The sequence below is a fragment of the Streptomyces sp. SPB162 genome (assembly GCF_029504575.1).
Lineage (GTDB): Bacteria > Actinomycetota > Actinomycetes > Streptomycetales > Streptomycetaceae > Actinacidiphila.
Genome location: NZ_JAQFII010000001.1, coordinates 2,714,998 through 2,731,390, shown reverse-complemented (window position 1 = coordinate 2,731,390; position 16,393 = coordinate 2,714,998). Strand labels below are relative to the sequence as shown.

Annotated in this window: 15 protein-coding genes; 8 read left to right on the top strand and 7 right to left on the bottom strand. The window is 71.1% G+C overall.

Features of this window, described 5'->3' with window-relative positions:
* Window positions 1-164 precede the first annotated feature (164 nt).
* Window positions 165-2,741: an aminopeptidase N gene (pepN, locus tag M2266_RS12535; protein WP_277438272.1), complete on the bottom strand. Its 2,577-nt coding sequence runs from the start codon at window positions 2,739-2,741 to the stop codon at window positions 165-167.
* A 150-nt stretch (window positions 2,742-2,891) separates the two neighbouring features.
* On the opposite strand from pepN, the gene M2266_RS12530 reads away from it, so the two are divergent.
* Window positions 2,892-3,530: a DsbA family protein gene (locus tag M2266_RS12530; RefSeq protein ID WP_277438271.1), complete on the top strand. Its 639-nt coding sequence runs from the start codon at window positions 2,892-2,894 to the stop codon at window positions 3,528-3,530.
* The gene (locus M2266_RS12525) at window positions 3,530-3,916 is read left to right on the top strand and encodes a VOC family protein (protein WP_277438270.1); all 387 of its coding nucleotides are present in this window, start codon (window positions 3,530-3,532) and stop codon (window positions 3,914-3,916) included. Before M2266_RS12530 ends, M2266_RS12525 begins: the two co-directional genes overlap by 1 nt.
* Window positions 3,917-3,990: 74 nt before the next feature.
* Here M2266_RS12525 and M2266_RS12520 read toward each other — a convergent pair whose 3' ends face one another.
* Window positions 3,991-4,632 carry a superoxide dismutase gene (locus M2266_RS12520; protein ID WP_277438269.1) on the bottom strand — a complete coding sequence of 214 codons (642 nt, stop codon included), beginning with the start codon at window positions 4,630-4,632 and terminating at the stop codon, window positions 3,991-3,993.
* An 84-nt stretch (window positions 4,633-4,716) separates the two neighbouring features.
* A complete protein-coding gene (locus tag M2266_RS12515) occupies window positions 4,717-6,108 on the bottom strand; it encodes an amino acid permease (RefSeq protein ID WP_277438268.1) in 1,392 nt (463 codons plus the stop codon).
* A gap of 329 nt (window positions 6,109-6,437) precedes the next feature.
* Here M2266_RS12515 and M2266_RS12510 point away from each other — a divergent pair, with 329 nt between their 5' ends.
* The gene (locus M2266_RS12510; protein WP_277438267.1) at window positions 6,438-7,040 is read left to right on the top strand and encodes a biotin transporter BioY; all 603 of its coding nucleotides are present in this window, start codon (window positions 6,438-6,440) and stop codon (window positions 7,038-7,040) included.
* 69 nt (window positions 7,041-7,109) lie between these two features.
* Here the strand turns inward: M2266_RS12510 and M2266_RS12505 are convergent, their stop codons facing one another.
* On the bottom strand, window positions 7,110-8,555 hold the full coding sequence (locus M2266_RS12505; protein ID WP_277438266.1) for an amino acid permease: 1,446 nt from the start codon (window positions 8,553-8,555) through the stop codon (window positions 7,110-7,112).
* Window positions 8,556-8,693: 138 nt separating this feature from the next.
* Here M2266_RS12505 and M2266_RS12500 point away from each other — a divergent pair, with 138 nt between their 5' ends.
* Window positions 8,694-9,179: a ribose-5-phosphate isomerase gene (locus tag M2266_RS12500; RefSeq protein ID WP_277438265.1), complete on the top strand. Its 486-nt coding sequence runs from the start codon at window positions 8,694-8,696 to the stop codon at window positions 9,177-9,179.
* Between the two features lie 7 nt (window positions 9,180-9,186).
* On the top strand, window positions 9,187-10,008 hold the full coding sequence (locus M2266_RS12495) for a DNA-formamidopyrimidine glycosylase family protein (RefSeq protein WP_277438264.1): 822 nt from the start codon (window positions 9,187-9,189) through the stop codon (window positions 10,006-10,008).
* 13 nt (window positions 10,009-10,021) lie between these two features.
* On the opposite strand, the gene M2266_RS12490 is transcribed toward M2266_RS12495, so the two are convergent.
* Window positions 10,022-11,254 (bottom strand): GNAT family N-acetyltransferase, encoded by a 1,233-nt coding sequence (locus M2266_RS12490; protein WP_277438263.1) that lies wholly within the window; start codon window positions 11,252-11,254, stop codon window positions 10,022-10,024.
* 112 nt (window positions 11,255-11,366) lie between these two features.
* Here M2266_RS12490 and M2266_RS12485 point away from each other — a divergent pair, with 112 nt between their 5' ends.
* Window positions 11,367-12,509 (top strand): PP2C family protein-serine/threonine phosphatase, encoded by a 1,143-nt coding sequence (locus tag M2266_RS12485; protein ID WP_277438262.1) that lies wholly within the window; start codon window positions 11,367-11,369, stop codon window positions 12,507-12,509.
* 265 nt (window positions 12,510-12,774) lie between these two features.
* Window positions 12,775-12,969, top strand: coding sequence for a hypothetical protein (locus tag M2266_RS12480; RefSeq protein ID WP_138357641.1), 195 nt, complete (start codon window positions 12,775-12,777; stop codon window positions 12,967-12,969).
* Here the strand turns inward: M2266_RS12480 and M2266_RS12475 are convergent.
* Window positions 12,934-13,965, bottom strand: coding sequence for an asparaginase (locus tag M2266_RS12475; RefSeq protein ID WP_277438261.1), 1,032 nt, complete (start codon window positions 13,963-13,965; stop codon window positions 12,934-12,936). The two genes, M2266_RS12480 and M2266_RS12475, sit on opposite strands and share 36 nt — an antisense overlap.
* 99 nt (window positions 13,966-14,064) lie before the next feature.
* On the opposite strand from M2266_RS12475, the gene M2266_RS12470 reads away from it, so the two are divergent.
* Window positions 14,065-14,517 (top strand): Lrp/AsnC family transcriptional regulator, encoded by a 453-nt coding sequence (locus tag M2266_RS12470; RefSeq protein ID WP_277438260.1) that lies wholly within the window; start codon window positions 14,065-14,067, stop codon window positions 14,515-14,517.
* A gap of 226 nt (window positions 14,518-14,743) precedes the next feature.
* Here the strand turns inward: M2266_RS12470 and M2266_RS12465 are convergent, their stop codons facing one another.
* Window positions 14,744-16,372 (bottom strand): hypothetical protein, encoded by a 1,629-nt coding sequence (locus M2266_RS12465; protein ID WP_277438259.1) that lies wholly within the window; start codon window positions 16,370-16,372, stop codon window positions 14,744-14,746.
* Between the last annotated feature and the right edge of the window lie 21 nt (window positions 16,373-16,393).

Here is a 16,393-nt window from a genome sequence, read left to right as displayed (position 1 = left end):
AAAGTTCAGGCGTTCGGATGCCGATGGGCGGTATTCACCTATTCGGGTGACGCCCCCGGCTGCCACCGGCAGGGCTCCCGAGCCGTGCGGTGGGCGACACGGCGGGACCCCGCCGCGCCATCCCTCGTAAGGGTGATGCGACGGGGTCCCGGGGCGCAGACGTCTCAGTGGTCGACGGCCTGGGCGCGCAGCGCGCGGGACAGGTCGTCGCGGGCCTCCAGGACGAGCCGGCGCAGCGCGGGGGCCGCGTCCTGGTGCGCGTCGAGCCAGCCGCCCGCCGCGTCGACGGTCTCCTGGGTGATCCGGTACCGCGGGAACAGGCCCCGCACGATCGCCATGCCGATCTCGATCGACCGCTGGGACCAGATCCGCTCGATCACGTCGAAGTACCGGTCGGCGTAGGGCGCGAGCAGTTCCTCCTGGCCCGGCTGGTCGAATCCGGCGATGCTCGCCTCGACCAGCGCGTTCGACAGGGCGTCCGATTCGACCACCGACGCCCACACCTGGGCCTTGACCTCCGCCGACGGCCGGGCCGCCAGGCAGCGCACCTGGTGCCGCCGCCCCGAGGCGGTGTCGTCGCGCGCGAGTTCGGCGGCGACCACGGCCTCGTCGACCTCGCCCGCGGCGGCCAGCGGCTCCAGGAACGACCAGCGCAGCTCCTGGTCGATCTCCAGACCGTCGATCTTGGCGCTGCCCTCGAGCAGCCCGCTCAGCAGCTGGAGATCGGCCGCCGAGGAGGCCACCGCGGCGAAGAAGCGTGCCCAGGCGAGCTGGTGCCCGCTGCCCGGCTCCGCCCGCCGCAGCTCGGTCAGCGCGCCGTCGGACAGCGCCCTGGCACCCTCGGCCCGCCACTGCGGCGACGCGTACTGGTGCAACGCGGTCCGCGCCTGCTGGTGCAGCGACTGCAGCACGCCGATGTCGGACTCCCGCCCGGCGAACCGCAGCACGAGACCGAGGTAGTCGCGGGCGGGCATCAGCGCGTCCCGCGTCATGTTCCACACCGCCGACCAGACCAGCGCCCGCGCCATGGGGTCGGACAGGTCGGCCAGGTGCTTGCGCAGGGTGTCGAGGGAGTCCGGGTCGAAGCGGATCTTGCAGTACGTCAGGTCCTCGTCGTTGACCAGGATCAGATCGGGCCGCTCGGCCCCGGCCAGCTCCGCCACCACCGTGCGGGACCCCGTCACGTCGGTCTCGGCGCGGGCGTAGCGCTCCAGCGCGCCGCCCGCGGCCCGCCGGTACAGGCCGACGGCGACGCGGTGCGGGCGCAGTTCGGGGTGCGACTCGGCGGCGCTCTGCAGGACGGCCAGCTCGGTGATCCGGTCCTCGCCGTCGTACACCGCCTCCGGCGTCAGTGAGTTCACCCCCGCGGTCTGCAGCCAGGCGCGGGACCACTGCGCCATGTCCCGGCCCGAGGTCTCCTCCAGCACCGCCAGCAGGTCCGCCAGCGTGGTGTTCCCGTACGCGTGCCGCTTGAAGTAACGCCGCGCCGCCTCCAGGAAGGCGTCGGCGCCGACGTAGGCGACGAGCTGCTTCAGCACGGACGCACCCTTGGCGTACGTGATGCCGTCGAAGTTGAGCTTGGCGTCCTGGAGGTCCTGGATGTCCGCGGTGACGGGGTGCGTGGAGGGCAGCTGGTCGGCCCGGTACGCCCACGCCTTGCGGCGGTTGGCGAAGGTGATCCAGCCGTCCGTGAAGCGGGTCGCCTCCACCTGCGAGTACGCCCCCATGAAGTCGGCGAACGACTCCTTGAGCCACAGGTCGTCCCACCACTGCATGGTGACCAGGTCGCCGAACCACATGTGCGCCATCTCGTGCAGGATGACGTTGGCCCGGCCCTCGTACGCCGCCTGCGTCACCTTGCCGCGGAACACGAACTCCTCGCGGAACGTGACCAGGCCCGGGTTCTCCATCGCGCCGATGTTGTACTCGGGCACGAACGCCTGGTCGTACTTCCCGAAGGGGTACGGGTAGTCGAACGTGTCGTGGAAGAAGTCCAGCCCCTGCTTGGTGACCGTGAAGATGTCGTCCGCGTCGAAGTGCGGCGCGAGCGAGGCCCGGCACAGCGCGCCGAGCGGGACGTCCAGCACGGTGCCGTCGTCGAAGGTACGCGCGTAGTGGTCGCGCACCACGTGGTACGGCCCGGCGACGATCGCGGTGATGTACGTCGAGATCGGCTTGGTGGGTGCGAAGTCCCACGTCGAGGAGGAGGGGTCGGCGTCGCGCGCGGGGCCGGCCTGAGCCTCGTTGCTCAGTACGGTCCAGTGCGCGGGCGCGGTCACCGAGAAGGTGAAGGGTGCCTTGAGATCCGGCTGCTCGAAGGTGGCGAAGACCCGGCGGGCGTCGGCCGGCTCGTACTGCGTGTACAGGTACGTCTCGCCGTCCTCGGGGTCGGCGAACCGGTGCAGTCCCTCGCCGGTGCGGCTGTACGCGCAGCGCGCGTCCACCGTGAGGACGTTCTCGGCGGCGAGGTCGTCGAGGGCGATCCGCGTTCCGTCGAACACGGCAGCCGGGTCCAGCGCCCGTCCGTTCAGCACCACGGAGTCGACGGCCGGTGCGAGCAGGTCCACGAAGGTGGCCGCGCCGGGCCGCGCGGACCGGAAGCGGATCGTGGTCACCGAGCGGAACGTGTCCTCGTCCGGCCGGGTGGCCGACCGCAGGTCGAGCGCGACCTCGTATCCGTCGACCGCGAGGATCCGCGCCCGCTCGCGGGCCTCGTCACGGGACAGGTTCTCACCGGGCACTGATGACTCCTTTGTCAGCATCGTCGATCGATTCGCATACTCCCACGCCGCACCAATGGACGACAGGCGGGAATGCGGCCCTCGATCCCGAGGTTTCCGAGGTACGAGCGGTCCCATGCCGTGTTGCCCCGTTCCTGAGGAGAAGTTGAAGTGACCACAGCAGAGAAGACCCCCGTCGACTTCTGGTTCGACCCGCTGTGCCCCTGGGCGTGGATGACCTCGCGCTGGATGCTGGAGGTCGAGAAGGTGCGGCCGGTCGAGGTCCACTGGCACGTCATGAGCCTCGCCGTGCTCAATGAGCCGAAGGTCGACGAGCTGCCCGAGCAGTACCGCGAGCTGCTCGGCCCGAAGGGCTGGCGACCGGTGCGGGTGGTCGTCGCGGCCCAGCAGAAGTACGGTGACGAGGTCGTCGGGAAGCTCTACACCGCGCTCGGCACGCGCTTCCACAACCGTGGCGAGGGCCCGACCCTCGAGGCGATCGTCGGCGCGCTGGAGGACGCGGGCCTGCCGCCCGAGCTGATCGACTACGCCGACCAGGACACCTACGACGCTGAGGTGCGCGCCTCCCACAAGGAAGGCATCGAGAAGGTCGGCCAGGACGTCGGCACCCCGGTCATCGCGGTTCCCGGCGCCGACGGCGAGCAGGTCGCTTTCTTCGGCCCGGTCGTCACCCCCGCCCCCAAGGGCGAGGCCGCGGCCCGCCTCTGGGACGGCACCCTGCTGGTGGCCTCCACTCCCGGTTTCTACGAGATCAAGCGCTCCCGGACCGCCGGGCCGATCTTCGACTGATGCCGCACCTCGGACTGGTGACCCTCGTCGTCCGCGACTACGACGAGGCCATCGCCTTCTACACGGGCGCTCTCCGTTTCGAACTGCGCGAGGACACCGCGCGCGACGACGGCAGCCGCTGGGTCGTCGTCGCGCCCGCGGGGTCGCCGCAGACGGGACTGCTGCTGGCGCGTGCCTCCACCGCGGAGCAGGAGGCGCGGATCGGCGGCCAGACCGGCGGCCGGGTCGGGCACTTCCTGAACACCGACGACTTCGACCGCGACTACAAGCACATGGTCGCCGCCGGGGTCGTCTTCGAGGAGGAGCCCCGGCACGAGGCGTACGGTTCGGTCGTGGTCTTCCAGGATCTGTACGGCAACCGCTGGGACCTCATCGAACCCCGCTGACCGCCGGTCGGCAGGAGAGGGCGAAGGCCCCCGCGCGACACCACCGCGCGGGGGCCTTCGGCTTTCGGGGCGCGCTACGGAGCGAGCAACAGCCCGCTGGTGCGCTCCTTGGCGGCGGCGTACCGGGCCTGGACGTCCTGCCAGTTCACGACGCGCCACATCGCCTCGACGAAGTCGACCTTCTGGTTGCGGTACTGAAGGTAGAACGCGTGCTCCCAGGCGTCGAAGACGAGCAGCGGAACGCTGCCCTGGCCGACGTTCCCCTGGTGGTCGTAGATCTGCTCGACGATCAGCCGCTCGCTGAGCGGCTCGTACGCCAGCACGCCCCAGCCGGACCCCTGCGTGGTGGCCGCGGCCTTGGAGAGCTGGGACCGGAAGCGGTCGAAGCCGCCGAAGTTCTCGGCGAGGGCGTCCGCGAGCTGCCCCGTGCCGTCCTTCTCCAGCGGCTCGCCGCCGCCGTCGCCCGACATGTTCGACCAGTAGATGCTGTGCAGGATGTGGCCGGAGAGATGGAAGGCCAGGCTCTTCTCGAGCCCGTTGATACCTCCCCACTGCTCCTTGTCGCGCGCCTCGGCGAGCTGATCGAGGGTGTCGTTCGCCCCCTTCACGTACGCCGCGTGGTGCTTGTCGTGGTGCAGTTCGATGATCTCGCCGCTGATCACGGGCTCCAGCGAGGCGTAGTCGTAGGGCAGTTCAGGAAGCGTGTACGTGGGCATGCGCGAGTTCCTCCGGCCGCTAGCTTATTGCAAGTCATATGCAATTGCACGCTAGCAGCAGAAGGGTCCGCAGCTCCGGCGCCCCTACCGTCCGGCGCCCTCCGCGCCGGCCCGGCGCCCCCGCCACTCCCGGCCGAGCGCCACCGCGAGCACCACGCCCGTCGCCCCCGCCGACCACAGCACCTGCGGGCGCGCCGTCTCGTCCGTCAGCATCAGCACCAGGACCGCGGCCATCCCCGCCAGGGCCGCCCAGCTCAGCCACGGGAAGCACCACATCCGCAGGTTGAGCGCCCCCGGCGCCTCGCGTTCCAGCCGCCGCCGGAGCCGCAGTTGCGAGGCGGCGATCAGGCTCCACACCACGAGCAGCACCGCACCGACCGCGTTGAGCAGGTACTGGAAGACCGAGTCCGGCCACTCCAGGTTCAGCAGCACCGACACGAACCCGAACGCGACGGACGCCAGCACCGCCAGGCGCGGCACCCCGCCGCGCGAGATCCTCGTCAGCGCGGCCGGCGCCTCACCGCGCTCGGCGAGCGAGAAGGCCATGCGCGACGAGCCGTACAGATTGGCGTTGAGTGCCGACAGCAGCGCGACGAACACCACGATGTTCATGATCTGCGCCGCCCCGGGAATGCCGATCCGGTCCAGCACCGCGACGTACGGGCTCCGCCCGGGGACGACGGTGTCCCACGGCAGCAGGGTCACGATGACGAGCATCGAGCCCACGTAGAAGAGCAGGATCCGCCACACCGCGCTGCGCACCGCGCGCCCCACGGCGCGCGCCGGATCGTCCGACTCCGCCGCCGCGATGGTCACGACCTCCAGCCCGCCGAAGGCGAAGACGACCGCGAGCACACCGGAGACCACGCCGTCCCAGCCGGCGGGCAGGAAGCCGCCACGGCCGGTGAGGTTGGCCAGGCCCACCGGCTCGGTGTCGGGCAGCAGCCCGAAGACCGCCAGCAGACCCAGCACCAGGAAGAGCACGATCGCGCCGATCTTGAGCGCCGCGAACCAGAACTCGAACTCGCCGAAGTTGCCCACGGCGGCGAGGTTGGCGGCGGTGAAGACCACCATGAACAGCAGCACCCACGCCCAGGTCGGCACCGACGGCAGCCAGCCGTTCGCGATCTTCGCCGCGCCGGTCGCCTCCACCGCCAGCACCACGACCAGCAGCAGCCAGTACAGCCAGCCGACGGTGAAACCGGCCCAGCGGCCGAAGGCCCGTTCCGCGTGCACCGAGAAGGAACCGGAGGCGGGCATCGCGGCCGACATCTCGCCGAGCATCCGCATCACCAGCATCGCCAGCAGACCCGCGATCAGATACGAGACGACGATCCCCGGCCCCGCGACCGCGATCCCGGCGCCCGAGCCGACGAAGAGCCCCGCACCGATCACCCCGCCCAGGCCGAGCATGGTCAGGTGGCGCTGCTTCAGCCCTGCCGACAACGGCTCGGCGGGGGGCGGTGCATCAGGCATGGCGCTCGAACTCTCACAGGATCGGGGGAGGGGGACGGAGGAAGAGCCGGAAGGATTTGGTGGGACCCCACAGTGTCCCCATGCCCGGCCGCACTCGGCAAAACCGGTCCGCGCCGGACGCGGTGTCGTGGCTCTACCGTGACGAGCATCACGTGACCTGCTGAAACAAGCGAAACGCAAGCGCGGCGGCGGAGGCTGGGCGTGCAGGGAACTCTCCAAGACGTCGGGCGTGCCTTTGTCGTCTGCCGACGGTGATCTTGGGTTGTCCGCTGCGTTAGCGTCGCGGCGTCACCTTCAAGAACCCCGCCCTCTTCACCCACGGAGTACCGATGAGCACCGCTGCTGTCTCAGACACCCGGACCGGCACGGTCCTCGCCGACCTGCTCCCCGCCTCCTCCGCCGCCCGCGCCCGAGTGCGGGACGTGGCCCTGGTGCTCGGCGGCGCCGCGCTCACCGGCCTGGCCGCGCAGCTGTCGGTGCCGGTTCCCGGCTCCCCGGTCCCGGTCACCGGTCAGACCTTCGCCGCGCTGCTGGTCGGCACGGCGCTCGGCGCCCGCCGCGGCTTCGCGGCCCTGGCGCTCTACGCCGTCGCGGGCGTCGCCGGCATGCCGTGGTTCGCGGAGGGCTCGTCGGGCTCGTCCATGCCGAGCTTCGGCTACATCCTCGGGATGCTGCTCGCCTCGGCCGCCGTCGGCGCGCTCGCCCGTCGCGGCGCGGACCGCACCGTGCTGCGGACGGCCGGCGCCATGGTGGTCGGCAGCGTGATCATCTACGCGGTCGGGGTGCCGTACCTGGCGCTGGCCGCGCACCTCTCCCTCGGCAAGGCCGTCTCGCTCGGCCTGACGCCGTACCTGCTCGGCGACGCGCTGAAGGCCGCGCTCGCCATGGGCGTGCTGCCCGCCGCCTGGCAGCTGGTGAACCGCAAGGGCTGACGGCCCCGCGGTACGGAAAGCGGCCCGGCCCCTCGGGGGGACCGGGCCGCCGTCGTATCCGCGTGGGGACTACGACCGGGTGACGGCGTCCCGGCGGCCGTTCCCGATCCGCTCACGGACCAGCGAGATCGCGATGACCACGGCGGCCACCAGCAGCGACAGCAACACCTGCGGCCGGCCGTCCTTGTCGGTGAGCATGTAGACGAGCACGAACGAGATCATGCCGATCGTCGCCCACGTCAGGTACGGGAAGAGCCACATCCGCACGATGAGCTTCTCCGGTTCCTCCCGCTCGATGATCCGGCGCATCCTCAGCTGCGAGAAGCAGATGACCAGCCAGACGAAGAGCGCGACCGCGCCGGACGAGTTGAGCAGGAACTTGAAGACGGTGTCCGGCCACTCGTAGTTGAAGAAGACGGCCACGAAGCCGAACAGGACGGAGCCCAGAATCGCGTTGCGCGGCACGCCGCCCTTGCTGGTCTGCGCGAACCGCGCCGGCGCGTCACCGCGCCGCCCGAGCGAGAAGGCCATCCGGGATGCGGTGTACAGGCCGGAGTTGAGGCAGGACAGCACGGCCGTCAACACGATGACGTTCATGATCTGCCCGGCGTGCGCGATGCCTATCGAGTCCAGGGCCGCGACGTACGAGCCCTTCTTGACGATCGCCGGGTCGTCCCACTTCAGCAGGGACACGACGATGAGGATCGAGCCCAGGTAGAAGACGCCGACGCGCCAGATCACGCTGTTGGTCGCCTTGGTGATCGCCTTGCGCGGGTTCTGCGATTCGCCCGCCGCGAGGGTGACGATCTCGCTGCCCATGAACGAGAACACCACCATCAGCACACCGGTGAGGATCGCGCCGGGCCCGTTCGGCAGGAAGCCGCCGTGTCCGGTGAGGTTGGCCATGCCGACCGCTTCGTGGTCCGAGCCCGGCAGGACGCCGAAGGCGGCGAGCCCGCCGAGGACGATGAACGCGGCGATGGCGACGACCTTGATTCCGGCGAACCAGAACTCGAACTCGCCGTAGGAGCCGACGGAGACCAGGTTGGTCGCGGTCAGCACGGCCATCACGATCAGCGCCCAGGCCCACTGCGGGACCGCGGACACCCAGCCGTGCAGGATCGTCGCACCGGCCGTCGCCTCGACCGCCAGCACCACGACCCAGAAGAACCAGTAGAGCCAGCCGATGGAGAACCCGGCCCAGCGGCCGAGCGCCCGGTCCGCGTAGGCGGAGAACGAGCCGGACGTGGGGTTGGCGACCGCCATCTCGCCCAGCATCCGCATGACGAACACGACCATCGTGCCGACGAGGGCGTACGAGAGCAGGATGCCGGGGCCCGCCGCCGCGATACCGGAGCCGGAGCCGACGAACAGGCCGGCGCCGATCACACCGCCGATCGCGATCATCGACAGGTGGCGGTTCTTGAGTCCGGCCTGGAGGCCGGAGGACTGCTGTGGAGCGGGGTCGTCCTGCTGGGGCGGATCGGTCACAACTGAGGGGGGAAGTGAGCTCATGGGGTCGCATCCAATACCCAGAACGACCACTTACGGAACAGCTGAGGCCAATTCGTTGTTTTAACCTCAAATAACCCTCAAGCGCGCCCGATGCCCCCCTGGCCTTTGCCCGCCTTCGGACATGCCACACTCGTGCGTATGCGCGTGTATCTCGGCTCCGACCATGCCGGCTTCGAACTCAAGAACCACCTCGTGGAGTGGCTCAAGGCCAACAACCACGAGGTGACGGACTGCGGTCCGCTCATCTATGACGCCCAGGACGACTACCCGCCGTTCTGCCTGCGTGCCGCGGAGAGGACCGCCGCCGACCCCGGCAGCCTCGGCATCGTCATCGGTGGCTCCGGCAACGGCGAGCAGATCGCCGCGAACAAGGTCAAGGGCGTCCGCGCCGCGCTCGCCTGGAGCGAGCAGACCGCGGCCCTCGGCCGCGAGCACAACGACGCCAACGTGATCAGCATCGGCGGCCGGATGCACACCGAGGAAGAGGCGACCAAGTTCGTCGAGATCTTCCTCGCCACCCCGTACTCCGGTGAGGAGCGGCACACCCGCCGCATCGACATGCTCACCGCGTACGAGAACACCGGCGAGCTCCCCGCGATCCCGGCCCACCACCCGCAGGGCTGACCGCACGATGCCCGAAGGGCACACGATCCACCGGCTGGCCGCCGACCACTTCGCGAGGTTCGGCGGCCGTCCCGTGCGGGCGAGCAGCCCCCAGGGCAAGTTCTCCGACAGCGCCGCCCTGCTGGACGGCATGGTCCTCGACCGTGTCGACGCCCACGGCAAACACCTGTTCCTCGGCTTCGACCAGGTGGGCTGGGTCCACATCCACCTGGGCCTGTTCGGCAAACTCGGCTTCGGCGACGGCAAGGCCCCGCCGCCCACCGACACCGTCCGGCTGCGGCTCGCCCACCCCGACGCGTACGCCGATCTGCGCGGCCCCACCACCTGCGCGCTGATCACCGACGGCGAGAAGGGCGCGATACACGCCCGCCTCGGCCCGGACCCGCTGCGCCCGGCGGACGACCCGGCGGCCGCGTGGGGCCGCATCGCCCGCAGCCGCACCACCATCGCGGCGCTCCTGATGGACCAGACGGTCATCGCGGGCGTAGGCAACGTCTACCGGGCCGAAGTCCTCTTCCGGCACGGCATCGACCCGTACCTGCCGGGCCGCGATCTCAGCCGCGCCCAGTGGGACGCGATATGGGCCGACCTGGCCGCCCTCATGCGCGAGGGAGTCCGCAACAACCGCATCGACACCGTCCGCCCCGAGCACGAGCCGGAGGCCATGGGCCGCCCGCCGCGCCAGGACGACCACGGCGGCGAGGTCTACGTCTACCGCCGCACCGGGCAGCCCTGCCTCATCTGCGCGGACGAGATCCGCACGGCGGGCCTGGCAGCGAGAAACCTCTTCTGGTGCCCCCGCTGCCAGCGCCGGCCGGCCGCCGGGTAGCACCCACCCGACCTCAGAACCCGTGCGGCAGCCAGGGCCGGACGTCGCTCCCGAAAGCTGCCGAAGCCTCGGCAAGCGCCCCCGCGCGCAACTCCTCGACCCGCCCCGCCGCCGCCAGCGCGCTCAGTGAGAAGCCGCCCAGGTACGCGGTCCCCAACTCCCGCGCCGAGAGCGCCAGATCCGCCGGGTCCGTGGTCCGCGCGCACGTCGCGCCCTTCGCGTCCCCCGCCAGCCGCCAGCGCCCGGTGTTCCAGGGACAGAACGCGTCCTCGACGTCGAGCACCACGTCCACCGGCGCCGCGTACGTACGCGCCTCCAGCGCCGCCCCGACGTCCACCGTCCGCAGGAACAGCCCGTCGCGGATCCCGACACCGCACCGGCGGATGTCGGAGATCAGGTGGAGCACCGGGTCGTCGGCGGGCCGGCTGCGGATCCGTACGGAGGACGTCAGATCGAGGCCGAACAGGAAGTTCCACAGCGCGGCGTACGCCGCCGGGTCGAGCGCCTCGACGTCACGCACCAGTACCGCGCCGTCGGGCCCGGTCGCCGCGCCCCAGATCGGCTTCACCCCGTACCGCGCGTACCCGCGGACCTCACCGTCGACCTCGGCGAGCACGCACAGCAGTTCACCCGCGCCGTCCCGCATCGACTTCGGGTCGAGCAACGGCATTTGCTCCCAGCCCGGTTGCCGGGCGAGCATGCCCGGCCTGGCGGCGACCCGCTGCGCGTAGACCGCCTCGCACGCCTCCCGCGCCGCGGCGGGCGACACGATCCGCAGCCGCACCCGGTCGGTCCCGGCCGGCAGGCCGAGCCGGACGCGGGTGGTGTCGATCTCCAGCCGCACCTGCTCCGTGGCCAGCCCGTACCCGAAGCGGCCGTAGATCGCCGGCTCCGAGGCGGTGAGGACCGCCAGCGACTCGCCCGCCACGCGCACATCGTCCAGCTGCCTGCGCATCATCGACGTCAGCACCCCGCGCCGGCGATGCGTCGGCTGCACGCTCACCATCGTCACGCCGGCCGCCGGCACGAGCGCGCCGCCCGGTACCGACAACCGGAACGAGAACGCCCCCGCGGTGCCGACGACCTCGTCCCCGTCCCAGACCGCGAGCGACCGTTCGCACTCGGTCAGCTCCCGCCACAGCGCGCGTTCCTCCCGGGACTCCGGCGGGCCCCCGAAGGCCCGCTCCAGCTTCCCGTACCAGTCGTCCCACTGCTCCGCCTGGAGCGTCCGCACTTCGGTCGTCATGCACCTTGCCTACCAGCCCTCTTACGGCGACGCGAACCCATTTATCGCACCCGGCGACCCACCGTCCGGGGAATCGACGTGCCGCCGAAAGGGTGGGTAGGGTCGCCGGAACATGGGTAAGGACGCGGCAAGAGACAGCCTGGGTACCCGGTGGCGCCGGTCGCTGCACAGGGTCCGCCTCGGCCTGCGCAAGTCCGCCGTCGACTACTTCCGCGGCGACGCCTCGGACTGGCTCGCCCTGACCGTGCTGATGCTCACGGTCCCGGCCCTCGCCTACACCACCATCTGCATCCCGGTCTGGTGCCCGCCCAGCGCCCTCGTGCTGCCGATCCTCACCGGCGGTCTGCTGCTCCGCCCGGCCAGCCTCCTGGTGCTCTACACGAGTTCCGCGGTCGCGCTGGTCGTCGAGTCGGCGGTCCTCGGGCCGTACCGGGACGGGCCGTCCCGGGTGACCCCGGGCATCGTCCTGGTGGTCTCGGCCGTCGCCCTCTCCGGGCTGCTCATCGCCCAGTTCCGCAGCCGCGTCGGCGTGCCCTGGCGGGGCGGCCACACGATGCTGTTCGACCTGCGCGAAAGGATCCGCGTGCAGAGCCGGCTGCCCCGGCTCCCGGCGGGGTGGCACGCCGAGATGGCGCTGCGGCCGGCGGGCGGTCAGTCCTTCTCCGGCGACTTCGTGGTCGCCACCCGGACGCTGGGCGGCCGGGTGCTCGAAGCGGTGCTCACCGACGTGTCGGGCAAGGGCATGGACGCCGCGTCACGTTCGCTGCTGCTGTCCGGCGCCTTCGGCGGCCTGCTCGGCTCACTGCCGCCGCACGCCTTCCTGACCGCCGCCAACGGCTATCTGCTGCGCCAGAACTGGGACGAGGGCTTCGCCACCTCCATTCACCTGGTGCTCGATCTCGAGAGCGGCGACTACGAGTTGCTCTCGGCCGGCCACCTGCCCGGCGTCCAGCTCAGCGCGGGAACGGGCCGCTGGCAGGAGATGGCGGCCGAGGGTCCGCTGCTGGGGGTCTACGACGGCGCCGAATTCCACGGCGTCAAGGGAACGTTGCGGTCGGGTGATGTTCTTCTGCTGTTCACCGACGGCCTGGTGGAGGCCGCGGATCGGGACATCACCGAAGGAATCGACCGGCTGATCGGCGAGGCCGACCGGTTCGTCGCCACGGGATTCCGCGGCGCTGCCTGGCGGTTGATCGAGGCGGTGGCCAAGGACGTCAACGACGACCGTGCGCTGCTGGTCGTGTGCCGTGACTGAGGTCGCCGCGGGTACCGCGACCGACCGGGCCGCGCCCCCTGCGGAAACCCCTCGGGCGGGACCGTCGACGCCCCGTCAACGCCCCTGTTCCGCACCTCGGTTCGCCACCCCTGTTCCTGAGACCGTCTGTCCGGTGGGCGGGATGGCGTGGAACGATGTGGTTCACGAGCGCATGGTGTCGGCGCTTGGTGGCACGATGGATATGAGGGGGCGCGGCGACTCCCCGGACCGTCGTTGGGGTGTACCGAAGAGGAAGTGATCCGCTGTGGCCATCTCCCTGTCCGTAGTCCTTCTGTTGGGCGTCATCCTGGTGGTCATGATCAGGGGGAAGTCGATCAAGGTCGGCCCCGCGATAGTGGCCGCCCTGTTCGGCTTCTTCATCGCCTCGACCAACATGGCGCCGTCGGTGAATCGATTCCTTACCTCACTTGCCGACACCATCAACCAGATAAAGCTCTGACTCCGCGTCCACGATCCGGCGCAGCGCGGCCGGCCGGTCCGCACGGTCGGGGGTGGACAACAGGGCGGACAGCACCGCGATGCGGGCCTGCCCCGCGCGCAGCGAGCCGGCCAGCACGGCGCCCGCCTCGACCAGGTCGACGGCTCCGCCACCGGTGTAGATCGGCGCCACCGCGCCGGCCGCGACCCGGGTGCTGACGGTGACGAGGACGCCGGCCGCGACCGCGCGGCCGACCGCGGCCGCGAAGTCCGGGGTCGCGTTTCCGGCTCCGGTGCCGACCAGCACGATGCCCTCGGCGCCGGCGGCCAGCGCGGCGTCGAACAGCACCGGGTCGGCGTCACTGTGGTGCATCACGATGTCCACCCGCGGCGGCCGTACGTCCGCGGCGGGCAGCGGCAGGGCCTCCGGCCGGGGGCGCTGCCGGCCCCAGGTGACGCGGCCGAACTGCACCCGGCCCAGCGGCAGTCCCGTCGGGTCGGCGAACGCCTGGACGTCGACGGTGTGCTTCTTCACCGTTCCCCGGGCCGCGTGCACCAGCCCGCCGAAGACGATGACCGCGCCGATGTCCCGGCCGGTGGAGGCCGTCAGCAGCGCGTCGTAGAGGTTGCCCGCCGCGTCGCCGTCGGGCGCGTCGAGCGGCTTCTGCGCGCCGGTGAGCACGACCGGCCTGCGGTCCGCGTGGTGCAGGTCCAGCAGGAAGGCGGACTCCTCCAGGGTGTCCGTGCCGTGTGTGACGACCACGCCGTCGACGGCCGGGTCGGCCAGCACCTCGTGCACCGTGCGCAGCAGCTCCAGCTGGTGCGCGGTGGTCAGCCGGGAGCTGTTGACGGTGAACAGGTCCACGACCCGCACGTCGACGCCCTCGGGGATGGCGCCCGCGGCCAGCACCTCGCGGCCGGCGGCCTCCGCCGCGTAGCCGGCGCCCTGCCACCTGCTGGCTATCGTGCCCCCGGTGCTGATGACGACGATGTGCGGCACTGTGACCCGCTTCCGCATGGTGTCCGATAAGTCCACAGCAAGGATATGCGAATGTGGTCACCATTTGATTGCTGAATACGGCGCGAAATGCTCGCGACAGTGCTAGAAAATGTCAGCATGGACGCCATTGATAGACGAATCTTGCGCGAGCTGCAGGCCGACGGCAGGCTGACCAACCAGGAGCTGGCCCAGCGGGTCGGCCTCACGCCCTCCCCGTGCCTGCGCAGGGTGCGCCAACTGGAGGACGACGGGGTGATCCGCGGCTACCGCGCCGTGGTCGAGCCGTCCGCGGTCGGTCGCGGCTTCGAGGTCTTCGCCTCGGTGGAGGTCCGCCGCGACCGCGACTCCGTCGCCGCCTTCGAGGCACAGCTGCAGTCCACCCCGGACGTGGTCGAGGCCTACCGCCTCTACGGCGCCCCCGGCTGCCTGCTCCGCATCGCCGTCGCCGACAGCGAGGCCTACGAGCGCTTCTGGACCGAGAAGCTGATCTCCCTCCCGGGCGTCAGTGACGTCAACTCCCAGATGATCATGAAACGCATCAAGGCCCCGCAGGGCGTCCCCGTCGACTGACCGCGGCCCCCGGCCGGGTGGGCGGGGGCCGCGGTACTTCCGTGGGCGGTGTGCCCACGAGCGCATCCTTGGATCTGTTGTCGAAGGGGCGGTGTCCGGGCGGTGCCGGGCCGGGCGCCAGTTCGAAGACGGGACCTCAAGGGTGTTGCGAAAGTCCCGCCTGGCCCGCGACGCCTGCCGCGGGCCCCGCCCTAACGGGCGAACGGCGCCACTTTCGCCACACCCTTTAGAACAGGTGGTGACCGGTGGGCCAGCCACGGCGGGCCACGGTCACCGGGGCGGCCAGCGTCCCGTCCGCCGCGGGGACGAAGAGCTGCAGACCCTGCGTCCGCGTGGTGGCCAGCAGGTCGTTCCGGCCGTCGCCGTTCAGATCGAACGGCGCGAGGAAGAGCGGACGCTGCGCCGGCTTCCAGCCCGAGGCCGCGATGACCGTGGGGTCGCCGAGGCTCGCGGGCTCCATGTCGTCCGAGTTCCAGTCCCGCAGGATCGGGTACTGGGAGAGCGTGCCCGCCACCGCGTCGCGCACCCAGACCTTCGGCAGGTCACCGTCCACGAGCTGGTCGGAGATCGCGACGGACTTGTCGGCCCAGCCGCTCTGCACCAGGGTGCGGACCTCGCCCAGCAGCGCGCGGGGCCCGAACGAGGCGTAGACGAGACGGTCGCCCTCCTTCGCCAGGAGGAAGCCGGAGAACTGCGGGTTCGGGCTCACGACGAGCTCCGTCGCCGCCGACCAGTCGTGGGTGTTGACGCCCGCGAGAGCCGGAACCGGGGTCCCGAACCCGCCCTTGCCGTCGCCCGGGTAGACCAACAACTGCGAACCGCGGCGCACCAACAGGTCGTTGCGCGGGTCGGTGTCCTGGTTGAGCCCGGAGAGCGGGACGTTGTACCCGGCGCGGGCGACGAGTGTGCCCCGCCAGTCCCCGCCGTCCGAGAGCACGGGCGCGCCGAACGTGCCGTCCGCCCGGCCCGGGTGCAGGTAGAGCTTGCCGTCCGTCCCGACGCTGAACAGGTCGGGGTGGCCGTCACCGGAGTAGTCCCCGACGGGCTCGACGAACGGCGTGGTGATCCAGTACTCCGCGCGGGCGGTGTCCGACCGCTGGCCCGCCCGGTCCACGCTGATGACCTTGACGTTGCTCGGTCCGTAACTGTCCGGGGTGACGAACGTGGCGGTCGCCGTCCCGTCCGGCTGGACCGGAGCCCACTGCGGCCCGCAGCCGTGCGGACCGGTCGTGTACCCCGTGTCCGGTGCGTCGGCCGCTCGTACCGAGAAGCAGAAGCCGTCCAGCTCGGTGCCTGCTGGGGCGGTGAACTTCAGGCTGCGCACGGTGCCGGCCGGCACACCGGGTCCGGTGTTCGAATAGCTGTCGGTGAACGCGACCGTCGGTGCGGCCGGGCGGTCCCGGTCCACCGAGAAGCCGCAGGGGGCCGCCCATCCGGACGTCGGGCCCGCGCTGTCCTCCAGGCGGACGGACCACGCGTACCCCTCGCCGGAGGGCAGCAGCTCGTCCGGCACCGAGAACGTCGACGCCTGGCCGCCCGCGAGGGTGGTGAGCACGGTCTCCGCGACGGGGGCGTTCTCGTCGCCCTTCCAGACCTTGAAGTGGATCGACGGGCGCGGCGTCGCCGGGCTGAGACCGTCCACCCGGGCGCTCAGCGCGATCCGGGTGTTGCCTATCCAGGGCAGCGGCGTACCGCTCGCACAGGCGTTACCGGGATGCGTCTGCAGGTCGTTCACCATGTACGGATAGTCGTCGGCCTGCGCGGTGCCGGTGCCGGCCAGGCCCAGCGCGCAGGTGACGACCGCCACGGCGGCGCCCCAACGGGCCAGGTTCTTACGGTGTCGTGAGTGGAACACGTACCCCTCCCGAGTTCTACG

Coding starts and splice junctions, on each gene's coding strand:
- M2266_RS12525 (WP_277438270.1), top strand. CDS start 3,530: ATGCCGCACCTCGGACTGGTGACCCTCGTCGTCCGCGACTACGACGAG.
- M2266_RS12470 (WP_277438260.1), top strand. CDS start 14,065: ATGGACGCCATTGATAGACGAATCTTGCGCGAGCTGCAGGCCGACGGC.
- M2266_RS12495 (WP_277438264.1), top strand. CDS start 9,187: ATGCCCGAAGGGCACACGATCCACCGGCTGGCCGCCGACCACTTCGCG.
- M2266_RS12490 (WP_277438263.1), bottom strand. CDS start 11,254: ATGACGACCGAAGTGCGGACGCTCCAGGCGGAGCAGTGGGACGACTGG.
- M2266_RS12510 (WP_277438267.1), top strand. CDS start 6,438: ATGAGCACCGCTGCTGTCTCAGACACCCGGACCGGCACGGTCCTCGCC.
- M2266_RS12500 (WP_277438265.1), top strand. CDS start 8,694: ATGCGCGTGTATCTCGGCTCCGACCATGCCGGCTTCGAACTCAAGAAC.
- M2266_RS12505 (WP_277438266.1), bottom strand. CDS start 8,555: ATGAGCTCACTTCCCCCCTCAGTTGTGACCGATCCGCCCCAGCAGGAC.
- M2266_RS12515 (WP_277438268.1), bottom strand. CDS start 6,108: ATGCCTGATGCACCGCCCCCCGCCGAGCCGTTGTCGGCAGGGCTGAAG.
- M2266_RS12485 (WP_277438262.1), top strand. CDS start 11,367: ATGGGTAAGGACGCGGCAAGAGACAGCCTGGGTACCCGGTGGCGCCGG.
- M2266_RS12475 (WP_277438261.1), bottom strand. CDS start 13,965: ATGCGGAAGCGGGTCACAGTGCCGCACATCGTCGTCATCAGCACCGGG.
- M2266_RS12520 (WP_277438269.1), bottom strand. CDS start 4,632: ATGCCCACGTACACGCTTCCTGAACTGCCCTACGACTACGCCTCGCTG.